Origin of the sequence: Burkholderia sp. PR2 (genome assembly GCF_052372875.1) — a bacterium.
In the GTDB taxonomy this organism is placed as follows: domain Bacteria; phylum Pseudomonadota; class Gammaproteobacteria; order Burkholderiales; family Burkholderiaceae; genus Burkholderia; species Burkholderia diffusa.
The window spans coordinates 181,391-198,996 of sequence record NZ_JBQRWH010000004.1 but is presented as its reverse complement, the minus strand read 5'-3'; the positions used below and the strand labels follow the sequence as shown (position 1 = coordinate 198,996).

Below are 17,606 nucleotides of genomic sequence, written 5' to 3'. Positions count from 1 at the left end.
TTGCCAGCTCACCATTCATGAAATATATGTGCCTCGGATTTTCGAAGGCAGAGATTAGCACAAAAAAGATTTGATAGAAGCGAGATTCATGAAAATCCCGAGACCAATTGCAATTCACGCACGTCATTTTGACCGGCCGCGGCCTTTTCTCAAGTTTTTACGCACTTGCATAGAGATTAGGACATTATCGATCCGGTAATCGGCCTATCAGCATACGCAATTACCCTGCATGTGGGAAAATCAAAGCTTTCATCCGGCGACAAGTTCGGAAATATCGTACGGCGCGAGGCGTTATTCAGACATATCCGTATCCCTGCATCACGTCACCTCCCGAGCGCAGGCAATCAACCGTTCGCGCAACGCACCGGCGTCGCCCGGCACTGAATCGAAGGGCGTGCGCACGCGGCGGTTGTCGCAGCGCCAGTCGGCTCCGTGGCGATCGACGCCGAGCAGGTCGAGCCCGTCGCGGCGCGCATCGCTCGAGTCGTACGCCTCCCACAACGCCCGTTCTTCGTCGAAACCAAGCGGCGGCAGCGCATCGAGGCCGGTGCCGTCCACCCAGCCCATCCGGCCGAATCCGCCGATATAGCGCAGCCGCTCGATGTCGAGTGCCCAGAACGTGAAATCGCCGAGCGCGAGGTAGCGTGCGGCATCGGGTTCGTAACGCGTGTAGCGCGCGGCCACATGCGGATCGTCGCCGAGCGACATGAAGCGGCCGAGCAGTGTCGCGCGCTCGGCGTTCAGCACGTCGCCGTCCGGCGCGTCGACGACGAGGAATCCCGCGCGCGGATCGGCGGCAAGGTTGCGCGTATGCTCGGCAAGGCCGCTCACGAGAATCACGGGTCGATGATTCGCATCGGGTGCGAACGGCACGACCGTCGGATAGGGAAAGCCTTGCGGGTCGCGCGCGTGGGTCGCGAGCGTGCCGAGCGCGCAACGGTGCAGCAGGTGCAGGGCAAGGGTGGGATCGATGTTCACGGTGACTCCTGCGGTCGGAAAGCCTGAGCGGCAACGGGGGCGATGACGCGCCGCACTGGAACGCTTCGGGCACGCCGCCTGCGCACCGATGTTACTCGCGGCTGCGTCCCGCCGGGCATCGGCCGGATGGCGGACGCGGACCGCGCAAGCGGCGTGCGCGCCGAAGCCTGATCGGCCAAACGGCCAGCACGCCGGCAAGACCGTAAGCGGTTCGATAGAATCGGACCAATCCGACGGGCGCGACGCGCCCGCGCATCGTCCATTCAAGAGCGCCCCGTGTCCGAAACTTCCTCCCGATCCTCGTCCGACTTCGCCGCGCCGCCCGACGCGCATCGCCTGCTGGCCTTGCCGGTCCGCCAGCGCGCACGCACGGCCACGATGGCACTGTTCTTCATCGCCGGCATGATGTACGCGTCGTGGGGCGTGCACGTGCCGACCGTGCGCGACAAGTTCGCATTGAGCCCGGGGCTGCTGTCGATCGCGCTGTTCGCGGTCGCGGGCGGCTCGATCGCCGCGATGCTCACGATCGCGCGCTGGATCGCGCGCGTCGGCTCGCGCACCGCGTGCCTCGCGGGCGGGCTCGTGATGGCCGCGTGCGCGGCGCTGATCCTCGCCGTGCCCGATTACTGGATGCTGCTCGTCGTGCTCGCGCTGTTCGGCTTCTCGATGGCGACGCTCGACGTCGCGATGAACGCGGAGGCGAGCGCGGTCGAGATCGCGCTCGGCAAGCCGATCATGTCGTCGCTGCACGGGATGTTCAGCATCGGCGGGATGTCGGGGGCGGCGGCCGGCGGCGCGCTGCTGTCGGCCGGCATGGCGCCGGCCGTGCATCTCGCGCTCGCGGCGGCCGTCAGCGCGGCCGTGCTGCTCGTCGCGAGCCCGGCCGTGCTGCCGCACGTGCCGCATCACGAATACACGCACGGCGGCGGCAACCGCTGGCGCTCGCCCGCGCTGTGGATGCTCGGCGGCATCGCGCTGATCGCGCTGATCGCCGAAGGGGCGATGTACGACTGGGCGACGGTCTACATGCGCGACGTCGTCGCGGCGAGCCCCGCGCTCGCGAGCGCGGCCTATGCAGCATTCTCCGGCGGGATGGCGATCGCGCGCTTCGCGGGCGACGCGGTGCGCGCGCGTTTCGGCGCGCCGCAGCTCGTGTTCGCGAGCGCGTCGCTCGCGTGCGCCGGGATGATCGGCGCGCTGCTGCTGCCGAACCCGATCGCCGTGCTGACGGGCTTCACGCTGATGGGCCTCGGCCTCGCGAACATGATGCCCGTGCTGTTCGCCGCCGCCGCGCGCGTCAAAGGCATCCACGCGGCCGAAGGGCTCGCGCACGTGGCCGGACTCGCGTATTTCGGGTTGCTGTTCGGTCCGGTCGTGATCGGTGCGGTCGCGCAGGCCGTGAACCTGACCGTCGGCCTGTCGGTCGTCGCGCTGTGCGCGGCGCTCGTCGCGGCCGTCGCGCCGAAGGTGCTCGCGCACCTGAAGATCTGACCGCGCGGCGAGCCGGCCACCCGCTGCGAGATCGCCAAAAAGAAAGCGCGCCTGCGTTGCCGCAGGCGCGCCTTCACCCCTTCTGTCGACCGCTTTTCAGCTTACATCTTCACTTCGTCGAGCAGCGACTTCTTGCCGTTCTTGTAGTTGTACAGCGAGATCACGCCGTGCCGCAGGTCGCCCTTCGAGTCGAAGGTCGTCGTGCCGATCACGCCCGAGTAGTTCGTCGCCGGCATCGCCGCGAGAATCTTCGCCGGGTCCGTCGAGTTCGCGCGCTTCATCGCATCGACGATGATGTACACGGCGTCGTACGTGAACGGTGCGTAGATCTGGATCGGCTGGCCGAAGCGCTTCTCGTACTTCGCCTTGAACGCCGCGCCGCCCGCCATCTTCTCGAGCGAAGCACCGGCTTCCGAGCACACGACGTTGTCGGTCGCGTCGCCGGCCAGGTCGGCCAGCTTTTCCGTGCACACGCCGTCGCCCGCGAAGATCTTCGCGCGCAGGCCGAGCTGCTTTGCCTGTTTCGCGAACGGGCCGCCGGTGGCGTCCATGCCGCCGTACATGATCGCGTCCGGATTCTCGCCCTTGATCTTGGTCAGAATCGCGCGGAAGTCGACCGCCTTGTCGTTGGTCGCGTCGTGCGACATCACCTTCAGGCCGAGCGCCTTCGCCTTCTTCTCGAACTCGTTCGCGAGACCCTGGCCGTATGCGGTCGAATCGTCGACCACCGCGACGCTCTTGATGCCCTTCGAGTGCGCGTAGTTCGCGAGTGCCGGGCCCTGCTGCGCATCGGTCGCCACCACGCGATACGTGGTCTTGAAGCCTTGCTGCGTATAAGCCGGGTTGGTCGCCGACGGCGAGATCTGAACGATGCCCGCATCGCTGTAGATCTTCGAGGCCGGGATCGACGTGCCCGAGTTCAGGTGGCCAACCACCGCAACGACCTTGTCGTCGACGAGCTTCTGCGCAACCTGCGTGGCCTGGCGCGGGTCGGCCGCGTCATCCTGCGGGTCGAGTTGCAGCGTGATTTTCTGGCCGCCGATCGTAAGACCCTTGGCGTTGATCTCCTCGACTGCGAGACGCGCGCCGTTTTCGTTGTCCTTGCCCAGGTGTGCAATGCCGCCCGTCAACGGCGCGACGTGGCCGATCTTGACGACTTGATCGGCGGCTGCGTTGCCTGCAGCTGCAGCACACAGCATCGCAGCTGCGGTGATCGGCAACAGCTTTTGCATCTTGATATTCATGTAAGTCTCCAGTTTCGGTCCCAAAAAACGCCATCGCCCGGTGCCCCGCTGCCATCCCTGTGTTTGCATTCACTGGACGATTCGCCGGTTGCATCGTTCATGCACTTGGCCTCAAGCACGTAGGGAAACAGCCGCTTGTAGCGGCCGCCCGCCCGTACTTGCGCGCAAGTGTAGGTGATCAAATTAATTTGTGGGACTTTTTTGGGGTAGTGGTAACACTACCGATACGGGCGCTTTGGAACGAATCCTCGAATTCGCTGCAAGTCCCACCAGATAAGGGTTTCCGCTAATTTCGGACGACCGGATGAAAGGTTGATTCAAAGCATTCTCGCGTCATTTCGATTCGGTATTTTGTGCGCGGGATCATTGAATGAAAAGCGCGTGACAACACGCGCTTCTCTCGCTTCGATACGGGCCGGTCAGGCGGCCGTTGCGCGCCATTCGGCGTCGAGCGCGTCGACGAGTTGCGACGTCGTCAGCGCGGCGGCGCGCCGTCGCGCGAGCGGTGCGCCCTGCCCGGCCCACAGCGACAGGTAGTCGCCGTCGTTCGCGCGCGCGGCGGCCTGGCGCAGCGGCTGGGTCAGCGCGTTCTGCACCGGATACGGCGCGGCGTCGGCCACGCGTTCGCCGAGCCGCATCATCAGCGTATTGCGCAATCCGCGCGCATGGCGGCCCGTGATCGCGCGCGTGACCTGCGTCGACGTATCGGCGCTCGCGAGCAGCCGCGCTTTCCAGTCCGCCGCGATCGCGCTTTCCGCACAGGTCAGGAACGCGGTGCCGAGCTGCGCGCCCTGCGCGCCGAGCGCGAGCGCGGCGGCGATCCCGCGGCCGTCCATGATGCCGCCCGCGGCGAGCACGGGCAGGCCGGTCGCATCGACGAGCTGCGGCACCAGCGCGAGCGTGCCGATCAGCGCATCGTCGGCCGAGCCGATGAAGGTACCGCGATGGCCGCCGGCTTCGGCGCCCTGCGCGGACAGCGCATCGGCCCCGGCCGCCTGCCACGCGAGCCCTTCGGCGACGTGCGTCGCGGTGCCGATCACGTAGGTACCGGCGGCCTTCAGGCGCGCGACGTCGGCCGCGTCGAGCACGCCGAACGTGAAGCTCGCGACCGGCACGCGCAGCGCGACGAGCGCGTCGAATTGCGCGCGGAAGTCGGGTGCATAGCGCGCGGGCGCGGTGCCCGGCGGCAGCCCGAGCGTCGCGTTCAACGGATCGATCGCGGCGAGCGCACGTGCGACGGTCGCCGCGTCGGGCACGGCCTCGGGCAACACGAACAGGTTCACGGCAAACGGACGCGCGGTCGCCGCGCGAATGGTGGCGACTTCGGTCGCGAGACGATCCGGCTCGAACGCGCCGGCGCCGAGACTGCCGAGCGCGCCGGCACTGGATGCGGCCGCGACCATCGCGGCCGTGGTCGCGCCGACCATCGGCGCCTGCACGAGCGGCAGGCGCAGGCCGAAGCGCTCGGAAAACGGCGTGGAAAATGCACGGGTGGACATGGCGAATCCTTCGATGACGATGTGCGAAAGCGCTTTGTAAAGGCCTACACATCGACTCTATCGAAGCGGCGCATCGCCGAAAAATGAATAATCGAGATCGAAACGATCGCTGCGCGAGAAGCGCGGGTCCGAGACGCGGATTCGACACGCGCGCACACCCGCCAGGCGCGCCGCTTGCGCGCTGCAGCGCCACCGGATTGGTGGCACACTAGGCCGCCCTTTTTTCCATCCGCGGTGCGCGTGTCGCGCACCCGTTCGCCAGGAGTTCCAACGTGACTGCCCAATGGATCGACATCCCGACCGGTAACGACAGCTTCGGTGGCTATCTCGCGCTGCCCAAGCGCGGCAAGGGCCCCGCCGTCATCATCATCCAGGAGATCTTCGGCGTTAACTCACACATCCGCGCGGTCGCCGACCAGTACGCGGCCGACGGCTTCGTCGCGCTCGCGCCGGACGTCTTCTGGCGCACGCAGCCGCGCGTCGAACTGACCTACGAAGGCGCCGATCGCGACAAGGGCATCGAACTGATGAAGAAGACCGACGTCGGTCTCGCGGTCGCGGATATCGGCGCGGCCGCCGACGCGTTGCGCGCGCGCCCCGAAGTCGCCGGCAAGGTCGCCGCGATCGGCTACTGCTTCGGCGGCCAGCTCGCGTACCGCGCGGCCGCGGCCGGCAAGGTCGATGCGGCGGTCGCCTATTACGGCGGCGGTATCCAGAATGCGCTCGACCTTGCCGGCAAGGTCACGCAGCCGATCCTGTTCCACTACGCGGAGAACGACCACGGAATCCCCCTCGACGCGGTCGAGCAGGTGAAGGCCGCGTTCGCGGGCCGCCACAACGCATCGTTCCACCTGTATCCGGGCGCCGAACACGGCTTCAACTGCACCGATCGCGCGTCGTACAACCAGCGCGCGTCGGCGCTCGCGCACGGCCGCACGCTGACGTTCCTCGCCGAGCACGTGTAACGGCAGCCGGCAGCGGGCCCGGCACGTCGGGCCCGCGTTATCCTCCTTTCATCGCCACGGGTCACAACGGGGGTGACTGCGATGCACTCGGACTATCTCGCGCATGACGCGATCGGGCTTGCCGCACTCGTGCGCGAGGGCAAGGCGAGCCCGCGCGAACTGCTGGACGCCGCGATCGGCCAGGCCGAAGCGGTGAACGGCGCGATCAACGCGATCGTGCTGCAGGACTACGACGATGCGCGCAAGCGGGCGGAATCGGCCGTCGCTACCAGCACCGATGCGCCGTTCGCGGGTGTCCCGTATCTCGTCAAGGATCTCGGCGCGGCGGTCGCGGGGCTGCCGTTGTCGATGGGCAGCCGCCACTATCGCTACTTCGTCCCCGCCGACGACTCACCGGTAATCGCGCGCAGCCGCGCGGCGGGACTCAACGTGTTCGGCAAGACCAACACGTCGGAAATCGGCCAGATGCCGTACACCGAACCCGAACTGTTCGGCGCGTGCCGCAATCCGTGGAACCTCGATCACACGCCCGGCGGCTCGAGCGGCGGCGCGGCCGCGGCCGTCGCGGCAGGCATCGTGCCGCTCGCGCATGCGTCCGACGGCGGCGGCTCGATCCGGATTCCGGCGTCGTGCTGCGGGCTGTTCGGCCTGAAACCGAGCCGCAATCCGGTGCTGGTCGACTCGCCGTCGAACGGCGAGCTGGTCGTCCAGCATGCGGTTTCGCGCAGCGTGCGCGACAGCGCGCTGCTGCTCGACGTGACGACCGGCCAGACGCTGCCGCCCGGCGCGCCCGGCACCTTTCTGGGCGAGCTCGACACACCGCCCGGGCCGCTGCGGATCGGCCTCGTCGTCGACCCGATGCTCGCGCCGGCGCTCTCCGACGACACGCGCGCGGCGCTCGACGACGCGGCCGCGCTCGTCGAATCGCTCGGTCATCACGTCGAGCCGGCGACGCTGAACATCGACTACGCACGCGCGGCCGAAACCTTTCTCACGCTGTGGGCGACGATCGCCGAGGAGATGGTGCTGGGCGCGCGCGCGGTGACCGGGCGCACGCCGAAGCGCGCGGAGTTCGAACCGGCGACGTGGGCGATGGCCGTCGTCGGCAGGCGCATCGCGCGCGCGCGCCTGCCGGACGTGCTCGAATGGCAGCGCCAGCTCACCGTGCAGGTCGCGGGCCTCGTGTCGCGCTACGACGCGATCCTGTGCGCGACGCTCGCGGGGCCGCCGGTCAAGATCGGCGAGCTGCAGCCGACACCGCTCGAAGCCGCGCAGATGAAGCTGCTCGGCGCGCTGCCGGTCAAACCGCTGCTGCGGGAAATGCTCGCGAAGGCTTCGGAGAAGGCGTTCGCATGGGCCGGCTGCACCGAGCTGTTCAACCTGACGGGCCAGCCGGCGATGTCGGTGCCGCTCTACTGGAACGCGCGCGGCCTGCCCATCGGCGTGCAGTTCGTCGCGCGCCACGCCGACGAGGCATTGCTGCTGAAACTCGCGCGGCAGCTCGAACAGGCGCGGCCGTGGTTCGACCGGCGTCCGCCGCTGATGCAGGCGCAGCGCTGACGCGCGCGGCCGCTTCCGCAAACATCGAAAAAAAGCCCCGCCGGCAGGACCGGCGGGGCTTTCGCACATGCAAAACGCGAGGCGGCGCTTACATCACGAGCCGTTCGCAGATCGTCCGCGTGGCGGTCGCCGCGTTCAGCGTATAGAAGTGCAGACCCGGCACGCCCGCGTCGATCAGGCGCTGGCACAGGCTCGTGACGACATCCGCGCCGAACGCACGGATCGCGTCGCGATCGTCGCCGAAGCTTTCGAGCCGGCGCGCGACCCAGCGCGGCACTTCCGCGCCGCACATTTCCGAGAAGCGCATCAGCTGCGAGAAGTTCGTGATCGGCATGATGCCCGGCACGATCGGCACGTCCACACCCAGCTTGCGCGCATCGTCGACGAAGCGGAAATACGCGTCGGCGTTGAAGAAGTACTGCGTGATCGCGGAATTCGCGCCGGCTTTCACCTTGCGCGCGAAGTTCTCGAGATCGGCCTTCGGCGAGCGCGATTGCGGGTGGTATTCCGGATAGCCGGCGACTTCGATGTGGAACCAGTCGCCATGCTCGGCGCGGATGAAGCTGACGAGCTCGGACGCATAGCGCAGCTCGCCGACCTCGCCCATCCCCGACGGCAAGTCGCCGCGCAGCGCGACGATATGGCGGATGCCGTGCGAGCGGTACTGGTCGAGGATCGCGCGCAGGCTGTCGCGCGACGAGCCGATGCACGACAGGTGCGGCGCGGCCTCGAGGCCGTCCTTCTGCATGTCGAGCACGGTATCGAGCGTGCCCTGTTGCGTCGAGCCGCCGGCGCCGAACGTCACGGAGACGAATTTCGGCTTCAGCGGCAGCAGCTGCGCACGCGTCGCGCGCAACTTCTCGACGCCGTCCGCCGTCTTCGGCGGGAAGAATTCAAACGAGAGTTCGATCGATTTCATGATTCGCAAGAATGGGCGCGGCCGTCAGCCGATGTCGCGCTGCCCGAAGATCAGCGCGGACAGCAGCCACGACACGATGCTGTACAGGATCGAACCGAAGAACGCCGACCAGAAACCCGACACCTCGAAACCCTTCAGCAGCGACGACGCGAACCAGAAGCACAACGCGTTCACGACGAGGATGAACACCCCGAGCGTGACGATCGTGACCGGCAGCGTCAGCAGGATCAGCACCGGACGGATCACCGTGTTGATGAGGCCGAGCACGACCGCGATGATCAGCGCGGTGCCGAAGCTCTTGATGTGGATCGACGGCACGAGGTACGTGATGATCAGCAGCGCGAGGGCGTTGATGACCCAGGTGAGGATGACGCTCATGGAGGGCTCCGGTTCGGTTGTCGATCTGGTCGGTCGGTGACCGCGGCCGGCCGCCGCACCGCGCACGCCCGCTGCGGGGCGCGTGCGGCGCGGCGGCGGCGGTGCATCAGTAGCGGTAGTGGTTCGGCTTGAACGGGCCGTCCTTCTGCACGCCGATGTACGAAGCCTGCTCGTCCGACAGCACGGACAGGTTCGCGCCGATGCGCGCGAGGTGCAGGCGCGCGACCTTTTCATCGAGATGCTTCGGCAGCACGTACACCTTGTTCTCGTACTGTTCGCCGCGCGTGAAGAGTTCGATCTGCGCGAGCGTCTGGTTCGCGAACGAGTTCGACATCACGAACGACGGGTGGCCGGTCGCGCAGCCGAGGTTCACGAGGCGGCCTTCGGCCAGCAGGATCACGCGCTTGCCGTCCGGGAAGATGATGTGGTCGACCTGCGGCTTGATGTTTTCCCACTGATACTGGCGGGTCGACGCGACGTCGATTTCCGAGTCGAAGTGGCCGATGTTGCAGACGATCGCGTTGTGGCGCATCGCCTTCATGTGATCGTGGTTGATCACGTGGTAGTTGCCGGTCGCCGTCACGAAGATGTCGGCCTTGTCGGCCGCGTATTCCATCGTCACGACGCGGTAGCCTTCCATCGCCGCCTGCAGCGCGCAGATCGGATCGATTTCCGTGACCCACACGGTCGCGCCCAGGCCGCGCAGCGATTGCGCGCAGCCCTTGCCCACGTCGCCGTAGCCCGCGACGACCGCGACCTTGCCCGCGATCATCACGTCGGTCGCGCGCTTGATGCCGTCAACGAGCGACTCGCGGCAGCCGTACAGGTTGTCGAACTTCGACTTCGTGACCGAGTCGTTCACGTTGAACGCCGGGAACGGCAGGCGGCCGTCCTTTTCCATCTGGTACAGGCGATGCACGCCGGTCGTGGTTTCTTCGGTCACGCCCTTGATGTGCGCGAGGCGCGTCGAGTACCAGGTCGGATCGGCGTCGAGGTGCTTCGCGATCGACTTGAAGAGCGCGACTTCTTCCTCGTTGGTCGGCTTCGCGATCACCGAACGGTCCTTCTCGGCCTTCGAGCCGAGGATCAGCAGCAGCGTTGCGTCGCCGCCGTCGTCCAGGATCATGTTCGCGAATTCGCCGTTCGGCCATTCGAAGATGCGGTGCGAGAACTCCCAGTATTCGTCGAGCGACTCGCCCTTGAACGCGAACACCGGCGTGCCGGCTTCGACGATCGCGGCAGCGGCATGGTCCTGCGTCGAGAAGATGTTGCACGACGCCCAGCGGACATCGGCGCCGAGCGCCTTCAGCGTCTCGATCAGCACGCCGGTCTGGATCGTCATGTGCAGCGAACCTGCGATGCGCGCGCCCTTCAGCGGCTGCTGCGCCTTGTATTCGTCGCGGATCTGCACGAGGCCCGGCATTTCGGTCTCGGCGATGTTCAGTTCCTTGCGGCCCCAGCCGGCAAGCGCCATGTCGGCGACGATGTAATCCTTGGAAGCCTGGGAATCGATAATGGCGTTCATCACGCCCTCCTTTCTAAAAAAGTTCTAGAAATTGGTGACGTGAGCGCCGTTCAGGAAGCGGGGCCGGCGCGAATGATGCCGCACGGCTGCTTGGTGAAGCTTTCCGAGCCTGGCGGACGCAGGATGGTCCGTCGCAACGCTCCTCGGAAAACGGGAGGGATTGTAGCAAATCGGCGCGGGAAATGCGCGCCATGCACCGCGCGCGGCGTCGGCGCGCGCGGGCCTCATGAAAGGGTCAGTTCTCGGCGCCGACCCATGCCTGTTCGCGCAACCGCGCGCGCAGGCGCGCGACGGCCTGGCTGTGCAGCTGACACACGCGCGATTCGCTCACCTCGAGCACCGCGCCGATCTCGCGCAGGTTCAGCCCGCGCTCGTAGTACAGCGACATCAGCAGCTTCTCGCGCTCGGGCAGCCGGTCGATCGCTTCGACGAGCGCCTCGCGCAGATGTTCGTCGAGCAGCGACGACAACGGATCGGCGTGATCGACGCGATAGCGGTCGAGGAACGGCTCGTCGTCGGCCGCGCGATCGAAATCCTCGTAATAGATGAGCTGGCTGCCGTGCAGGTCCTGCAGCATCCCCTGGTATTCGTCGAGCGGCATCTTCAGGTGCTGCGCGATCTCGGTCTCGCTCGCCGAGCGGCCGAGCTGCTGCTCGACCTGGTGCACCGCGTACTCGACCTCGCGCGACGTCTTGCGCAGGCTGCGCGGCAGCCAGTCGTTGCTGCGCAGCTCGTCGAGCATCGCGCCACGGATGCGCTGGGTCGCGTAGGTCTCGAACTGCGCGCCCTGGTCTTCCTTGTAGCGGCCGGCCGCGTCCATCAGGCCGATCATGCCGGCCTGGATCAGGTCGTCGAGATCGACGCTCGCCGGCATCTTCGCGACGAGCTGCAGCCCCAGGCGCCGCACGAGCGGCGCATATTGCGCGAGCACGTCGGCCTGGGTCATCTTTCCTTGAGCGTTGTACATCATGGCTCTCTCTCCTTCCTGTGGCGCTCACGCGGCGTGTGCCGCACCCGCCTCGTACGACGGCTTGCCGCCCGCATGCACGGCCCGGCCGGCGCCCGAACGCGGGCGCATCGGCCAGTACAGCAGGTCGGCGGCAAGCTGCCGGTAATCGCGCGCGGCGACCGACGACGGGAACGCGTCGACCGCGGTATGCATCAGGTCGCGCGCATGCTCGACGAGCGGATCGGCGCTCACGCAGCCGGCGTCGGCGATCGACACCGTCAGGTAGCGGCTCGCGACGCCCGCGAGGTTGTCGAATGCGGTCCTGGCGTCGGCGTGGCTGCCGACGTGATTGGTCAGCACGCGGAACTGCGCGACCGCGTGCGCGAAATGCAGGCGCTTCATGCACGCGTACGCCTCGGTGATCGCCTGCGCGGCGACCCGCGTGACGATCAGCACGTCGTGCGCCTCGCGCGCGAGCGGGGAGAACGTGCCGTCGGCACCGAGCTGCGCGTCGACCAGCACGATGTCGGCCTGGCCGTCGATGAAGTCGCTCAGTTGCGAATCGCTGTAGCCGTCCCGCGCGGCCGCGCACAGGCCGAACCCGGCGGCGACGCGGGTGCGTTCGCCGTCGCGCAGCCATGCGCCCGCTAGCGTCGCCGCGGCCGAATGCACGTCGGCGCGCTCGTCGACGACGAGCACGTCCTTGCCGAGCGCGGCCAGCGCGGCCGCGACGTTCACGACGGTCGTCGTGCAGCCGACGCCCGCCGGCCCGCCCGTCACCGCGACGATGCGCGACGCGCGCCCGGCCAGCAGGCGCCGCAGCCCTTCGGCCTGATCGATGATCCGTTTATCCAAATCGCACCTCGTGCAGCTCGGCGGTGGAACGTGCGGTCAGGGCGGAAAGCAGCGTCGGCATGTCCTCGTCTTGCGGCACGAAGGGCGAGCCGTCGCGCGGCACGCAGAACGCGCTCTTCAGCAGGAACCGGGTCGATGCGACGTACAGGTTTTCCGGCACTTTCTGGCCGGTCGACACGTAGTGGACGGGCAGCTTGTAGCGGATCACCGTGTCGAGCACGCCGCCGAGGTGGGTCGCCTCGTCGAGCTTGGTCAGGATGCAGCCGGCGAGATCGGGATACTCGGCCGCGCTGCGGTAGGCCTGGACAACCTCGTTGAGCGTGTCGCCGTGGCTCGTCGCGTTGAGCAGCAGCAGGCGCTGCACCGGCGCGTTCGCGCCGTGCAGCATCGCGATCTGGTCGGACAGCGCGCGGTCGCGCTGGCTCATGCCGATCGTGTCGATCAGCACGATGTGCTTGTTGCGCAGCTCGGACAGCGCGAGCTCGAGATCGCCCGCGTCCTTCACCGCGTGCACGGGCACGCCGAGGATCTTGCCGAAGATGCGCAGCTGCTCGTGGCCGCCGATCCGGTAGCTGTCGGTGGTCAGGAGCGCAACCTTGCTCGCGCCGAAGCGCATCACGCAACGCGCGGCGAGCTTCGCGGTGGTGGTCGTCTTGCCGACGCCGGTCGGCCCCATCAGCGCGAACACGCCGCCGCGCTCCATCAGCGCGTCTTCGCTCTCGAGCACCGGCAGGTTCGCCGCGAGCACCGACTGCGCCCATTCGGCGGCCTGCTCGAAGGTTTGCGCGTCGTCGCCGGACGGCAGGTTGTCGACGAGCATGCGCACCAACTGCGCGGAGAAGCCGGCCGAGAACAAGTGCTTGGTCAGCGCGCCGTGCACCGGGCTGCGGCGCTGGCGGTCGTGCCACATCAGGCTGTCGAACTGCTCTTCCATCATCCCGCGCATCGCGCCGAGCTCGTGCATCACGGTGTCGTTGACGATGCTCTCGATGCGCGTCTTCACCGCATCCGCCACCGCGGCCGCGGCTTCCGCGGACAGGCGCGTGCGTTCGGCCGGCTTCGCGGCGCTGGTTTCGCTCGGGCGGCCCGTGGCGGCAGCAGCAGCGGCCGACGGCATCCGGCGTTCGGCGTCGCGCACGATGTCGCGCGCCCAGCCGGCCGGCGTCGCGGGCGCGGCGTCCTGCTGCGCGCGGGCCGGCGCCTGCGGCGCGGCCGGTGCGGCCTGCGCGCGGGCGATCAGCGCTTCGCGCTGCTGGGTCAGGCGCTTCGCGTGCTCGACGAGCCACGGCGCGGGTTCGGACGCTGCCGCCGGCGTGCCGGCAGCGGGCGCAGGCGATGCCGCGTCCGTGGCGGCGTCGAAGGCAGTCGGTTGCGCGGCCGGTTCCGTCGCTTCGGCGCTCGCGCCGAACACCGACGAAAACACGTCCGGGAGGCCGCCTTCGCTTGCCGCATACGGATTGACGGCCGGGCGCGCGAGCGCGGCACCCGGGCGCGACACGATGCCCGGAACGGCCGCTGCCGGCACGGATTCCGCCGTGCGCGGCGCGAGGGTGCGCGCCCGGACGGCGGCCGGCGGCGTGACCGCGGCGAGATCCGAGTCGGCGAGTGCGACGATTTCGACGCTGCCGTCATCGAGCGTGCGGTTCGACAGCACGACGGCGTCGGCGCCGAGTGCCTCGCGCACGAGGCGAAGCGCGTCGCGGCTGGTCGCGCCGGTGAATTTGCGAATGTTCAAGCGGAACCCCCGATGACGTTAACGACTTTGATCGTGCGTGTGTCCGGCACTTCGGCATACGACAGCACTTTCAGTTGCGGCAGGCTGCGGCGCAGGAAACGCGCGAGCATCGCGCGCAGCGCGTGCTGCACCAGCAGCACCGGCGGCAGCCCGAGATTCTGTTGACGCAGCATCGCCTGTTGCGTGCCGGTCAGAAGGTTGTGCGCGAGGCCGGGCTCGAGGCCCGGGTTCGCGCCGGTGGCGAGCGCCTGCGACAGCACGCGCTCGAGATTCGAATCGAGGCCCATCACCTGCATCTCGCCCGAGCCCGGATACCACTGCTGCGTGATCGCGCGGCCGAGCGACAGCCGCACCGCGGCGGTGATCTCGAACGCATCGCCACGGCCCGCGTGTTCGGACACGGCCTCGAGAATCGTGCGCATGTCGCGGATCGGCACGCCTTCCTCGAGCAGGTTCTGCAGCACTTTCTGCAGCGTGGTCAGCGAGATCGTCTTCGGCACGAGGTCCTCGACGAGCGACGGCGCGTCCTTGCCGGTGCGCTCGACCAGCGCCTGCACTTCCTGGCGGCCGAGCAGTTCGGCCGCGTGCTGGACGACCAGATGGTTCAGGTGCGTCGCGACGACCGTGCTCGCATCGACGACCGTGTAGCCGTACACCTGAGCCTGCTCGCGCATCGCGACGTCGATCCACACGCGGCAGCCCGAATGCCGGGTCCTGCGTCACGGCGCCCGGCAGCGCGGCCGTCACCTGGCCCGGGTTGATGGCGAGCCACTGGCCCGGGAACACTTCGCCCGCGCCGATCTCGACGCCCTTCAGCGCGATCCGGTATGCGTTGGGCCGCAGTTCGAGGTTGTCGCGGATGTGGATCACCGGCGGCAGGAAGCCGATCTCCTGCGCGAATTTCTTGCGGATGCTCTTGATGCGCTTGAGCAGTTCGCCGTCGCTGTTCTTGTCGACGAGCGGAATCAGCCGGTAGCCGACCTCGAGGCCGAGCGGATCGATCAGCTGCACGTCGTCCCAGGTCGCCTCGTGGCTGTCGCCCGGCAGCGCGGCGGGCGGTGCGATCTCGGTCACGTCGCCGGCCGCCACGCGGGCCGCCGCGCGGCGGACCTGCGTGCGGGCCAGCCAGATCGCGCCGCCGCCGAGCGCGAGGAACGCGAAGTGCGGCATGCCCGGGATCAGCCCCATCAGCCCGATGATCGCGCCGGTGATGGTCAGCACGCGCGGGTTGGTGAACAGCTGGCCGGTGATCTGCGTGCCGATGTCCTCGTCGGTCGCGACGCGCGACACGATCACGCCGGCGGCCGTCGAAATCACGAGCGACGGGATCTGCGCGACGAGGCCGTCGCCGATCGTCAGCAGCGTGTAGTTGGTGCCGGCCGCGGCGAACGACATGTCGTGCTGCACCATCCCGACGATCAGCCCGCCGATCACGTTGATCGCCATGATGATCAGGCCCGCGATCGCGTCGCCGCGCACGAACTTCGACGCACCGTCCATCGACCCGTAGAACTCGGCTTCCTGCGACACGGCGAGGCGCCGCTTGCGCGCCTGCTCTTCGTTGATGAGGCCCGCGTTCAGGTCGGCGTCGATCGCCATCTGCTTGCCCGGCATCGCGTCGAGCGTGAAGCGCGCGGACACTTCGGCGATGCGCCCCGCGCCCTTGGTGATCACCATGAAGTTGATGATCATCAGGATCACGAACACGATGATGCCGACCGCGAAGTTGCCGCCGACGAGGAAGTGGCCGAACGCCTCGATCACCTGGCCGGCCGCGTCCGGGCCGGTGTGGCCCTCGAGCAGCACGACGCGCGTCGACGCGACGTTCAGCGACAGGCGCAGCAGGGTCGAGAACAGCAGCACGCTCGGGAACGCCGCGAAGTCGAGCGGCTTCATCGTGTACATGCTGACGAGCAGCACCATCACCGACAGCGCGATGTTGAACGTGAACAGCAGATCCAGCAGCAGCGGCGGCAGCGGCAGGATCATCATCCCCAGGATCATGCAGATGAGGATCGGGCCCGCGAGCGCGCGCAGGTTGGTACCTGCAAACGGATTCTGGCGTTTGGCGAAGAAGCCGGTGGTCGGGGTGCTCATGCTGCGTTTCCTTGCTTGCCGAGCGTGTCTTCGGCTTCCTCACGCTCGTCGTCGGCCGATACCGACGACCCCTTGTCGAGTTCGGCCGGCACGTCGAGATCGATCGGCGCAGCCGGGAAGGCGCCGCCTTCCGAGCGGAAGCGCCGCAGCTGGTAGACCCACGCGAGCACTTCGGCGACGGCCGAGTACAGCGAGCCGGGGATCTCGCGTTCGAGTTCGACGTTGTGATACAGCGCACGCGCGAGCGGCGGCGCTTCGAGCAGCGGCACGTTGTGCTCGGCCGCGAGTTCGCGGATGCGCGCGGCGACGAGGTTCACACCCTTCGCGACGACCTTCGGCGCGCGCATCTCGCCGTCCGTGTACTGCAGCGCGACGGCGAAGTGCGTCGGGTTCGTGACGACCACGTCGGCCTTCGGCACGGCGGCCATCATCCGGCGCCGCGCGATCGCGCGCTGCTGCTGGCGGATGCGGCCCTTCACGTGCGGATCGCCTTCGTTCTCGCGATGCTCGCGCTTCACTTCTTCCTTCGTCATGCGCAACTTCTTGTTGTACTGCCAGAGTTGGTAAGGCACATCGAGCGCGGCGACCACCAGCATCCCGGCGACCGTCGTGCCGCAACACACGGCGACCAGATGCAGCGCGTCCGCGAGCGCCGAGCCGAGCGGCTGGGTCGCGAGGCCGAGCAGTTCGTCCTTGCTGCGCCAGATCGCGATCCCGCCGATCCCGCCGACGACGAGCGTCTTCGCGAGCGACATCCCGAGCTGGATCGGCCCCTGGATCGAGAACATCCGGCCGAGGCCGGCGATCGGGTTCAGGCGGTCGAACTTGAGTTCGAAGGTCTTCTGCGAGATCAGCCAGCCGCCGAGCGCCATCGGCGCGAGCAGCGCGGCGAGGCCGGTGAGCGCGAGGATCGGCAGCAGCGCGGCGAGACCTTCGACGCTTGCGCTGCCGGCCGCCGACAGCATCCGGTGCGTATCGAACGCGGTCGCGCGATCGAACGCGAACGCACCGCGCAGCATCGTCTGGAGATGAGCGCCCGACGGACCGGCGAGCAGCCACGCGCCGTAGAACCCGGCCGCGAGCAGCGCGAACGAAGCCAGTTCGCGCGAACGCGCGACCTGCCCCTCCTCGCGCGCCTTCTCGCGGCGCCTCGGAGTGGCGGCTTCGGTTCTGTCGAGATCGCTCTCGTCTGCCACGGTGCCTCCAGTCGGGTACGGCGAAATGCCGCTTTCCAGTGACACCGATTATTCATGCGCACGTCAAACGCCGATCGGTCGAGCAAAGCCGGGAAAGGGGGGTATTTCGGAGAATCGGGCGAGCCGGTGCGGCGGGAGGTCGCGGGCAGGCGCGGGGGGCCGGGAGGCGGTGGAAACCGCGTTTGCGGGCGGGCGCGTTGACGCGGATGAAGGGG

13 protein-coding genes, 1 pseudogene and 1 riboswitch are annotated in these 17,606 nt (G+C 68.0%); of the genes and pseudogenes, 3 read left to right on the top strand and 11 right to left on the bottom strand.

The annotated features are described in order from the left end of the window. Positions 1–318 precede the first annotated feature (318 nt). Complete coding sequence (locus ACT2FV_RS18025; RefSeq protein WP_151050112.1) at positions 319–978, bottom strand: HugZ family pyridoxamine 5'-phosphate oxidase; 660 nt, start codon at positions 976–978, stop codon at positions 319–321. A gap of 276 nt (positions 979–1,254) precedes the next feature. On the opposite strand from ACT2FV_RS18025, the gene ACT2FV_RS18020 reads away from it, so the two are divergent. Further along, positions 1,255–2,469, top strand: a complete 1,215-nt coding sequence (locus tag ACT2FV_RS18020) for an MFS transporter (RefSeq protein WP_174920201.1) — start codon at positions 1,255–1,257, stop codon at positions 2,467–2,469. 101 nt (positions 2,470–2,570) lie between these two features. Here the strand turns inward: ACT2FV_RS18020 and ACT2FV_RS18015 are convergent, their stop codons facing one another. Both ACT2FV_RS18015 and ACT2FV_RS18010 read right to left on the bottom strand, forming a co-directional pair. Further along, positions 2,571–3,713 (bottom strand): branched-chain amino acid ABC transporter substrate-binding protein, encoded by a 1,143-nt coding sequence (locus ACT2FV_RS18015; RefSeq protein ID WP_059601894.1) that lies wholly within the window; start codon positions 3,711–3,713, stop codon positions 2,571–2,573. 419 nt (positions 3,714–4,132) lie between these two features. After that, positions 4,133–5,212, bottom strand: coding sequence for an NAD(P)H-dependent flavin oxidoreductase (locus ACT2FV_RS18010; RefSeq protein ID WP_151051521.1), 1,080 nt, complete (start codon positions 5,210–5,212; stop codon positions 4,133–4,135). Between the two features lie 272 nt (positions 5,213–5,484). Between ACT2FV_RS18010 and ACT2FV_RS18005 the strand changes: the two genes are divergently transcribed. Both ACT2FV_RS18005 and ACT2FV_RS18000 read left to right on the top strand, forming a co-directional pair. Beyond that, positions 5,485–6,177: a dienelactone hydrolase family protein gene (locus ACT2FV_RS18005; RefSeq protein ID WP_151051523.1), complete on the top strand. Its 693-nt coding sequence runs from the start codon at positions 5,485–5,487 to the stop codon at positions 6,175–6,177. An 81-nt stretch (positions 6,178–6,258) separates the two neighbouring features. Beyond that, entirely contained in the window at positions 6,259–7,737 is a 1,479-nt protein-coding gene (locus ACT2FV_RS18000; protein WP_444504558.1) for an amidase, read from the top strand. An 88-nt stretch (positions 7,738–7,825) separates the two neighbouring features. Here ACT2FV_RS18000 and metF read toward each other — a convergent pair whose 3' ends face one another. From metF to flhB, 8 genes and pseudogenes are all read right to left on the bottom strand, one after another. Beyond that, positions 7,826–8,656, bottom strand: coding sequence for a methylenetetrahydrofolate reductase [NAD(P)H] (gene metF, locus ACT2FV_RS17995; protein WP_226118647.1), 831 nt, complete (start codon positions 8,654–8,656; stop codon positions 7,826–7,828). A gap of 24 nt (positions 8,657–8,680) precedes the next feature. After that, complete coding sequence (locus tag ACT2FV_RS17990; RefSeq protein WP_006477367.1) at positions 8,681–9,034, bottom strand: phage holin family protein; 354 nt, start codon at positions 9,032–9,034, stop codon at positions 8,681–8,683. A 106-nt stretch (positions 9,035–9,140) separates the two neighbouring features. Then, entirely contained in the window at positions 9,141–10,559 is a 1,419-nt protein-coding gene (gene ahcY / locus ACT2FV_RS17985) for an adenosylhomocysteinase (RefSeq protein ID WP_059533465.1), read from the bottom strand. Positions 10,560–10,593: 34 nt separating this feature from the next. Next, positions 10,594–10,710, bottom strand: a riboswitch (S-adenosyl-L-homocysteine riboswitch). A gap of 84 nt (positions 10,711–10,794) precedes the next feature. After that, positions 10,795–11,529: an RNA polymerase sigma factor FliA gene (locus ACT2FV_RS17980; protein ID WP_124628629.1), complete on the bottom strand. Its 735-nt coding sequence runs from the start codon at positions 11,527–11,529 to the stop codon at positions 10,795–10,797. 24 nt (positions 11,530–11,553) lie between these two features. Then, positions 11,554–12,363 carry a nucleotide-binding protein gene (locus tag ACT2FV_RS17975; protein WP_444504557.1) on the bottom strand — a complete coding sequence of 270 codons (810 nt, stop codon included), beginning with the start codon at positions 12,361–12,363 and terminating at the stop codon, positions 11,554–11,556. Next, entirely contained in the window at positions 12,356–14,098 is a 1,743-nt protein-coding gene (gene flhF, locus ACT2FV_RS17970) for a flagellar biosynthesis protein FlhF (protein ID WP_444504556.1), read from the bottom strand. The genes ACT2FV_RS17975 and flhF overlap by 8 nt, the downstream gene beginning before the upstream one ends. Beyond that, positions 14,095–16,195, bottom strand: a pseudogene (gene flhA / locus ACT2FV_RS17965) (flagellar biosynthesis protein FlhA). The gene flhF and the pseudogene flhA overlap by 4 nt, the downstream one beginning before the upstream one ends. After that, positions 16,192–17,391 carry a flagellar biosynthesis protein FlhB gene (gene flhB / locus ACT2FV_RS17960; RefSeq protein ID WP_059601910.1) on the bottom strand — a complete coding sequence of 400 codons (1,200 nt, stop codon included), beginning with the start codon at positions 17,389–17,391 and terminating at the stop codon, positions 16,192–16,194. The pseudogene flhA and the gene flhB overlap by 4 nt, the downstream one beginning before the upstream one ends. Positions 17,392–17,606: the final 215 nt, after the last annotated feature.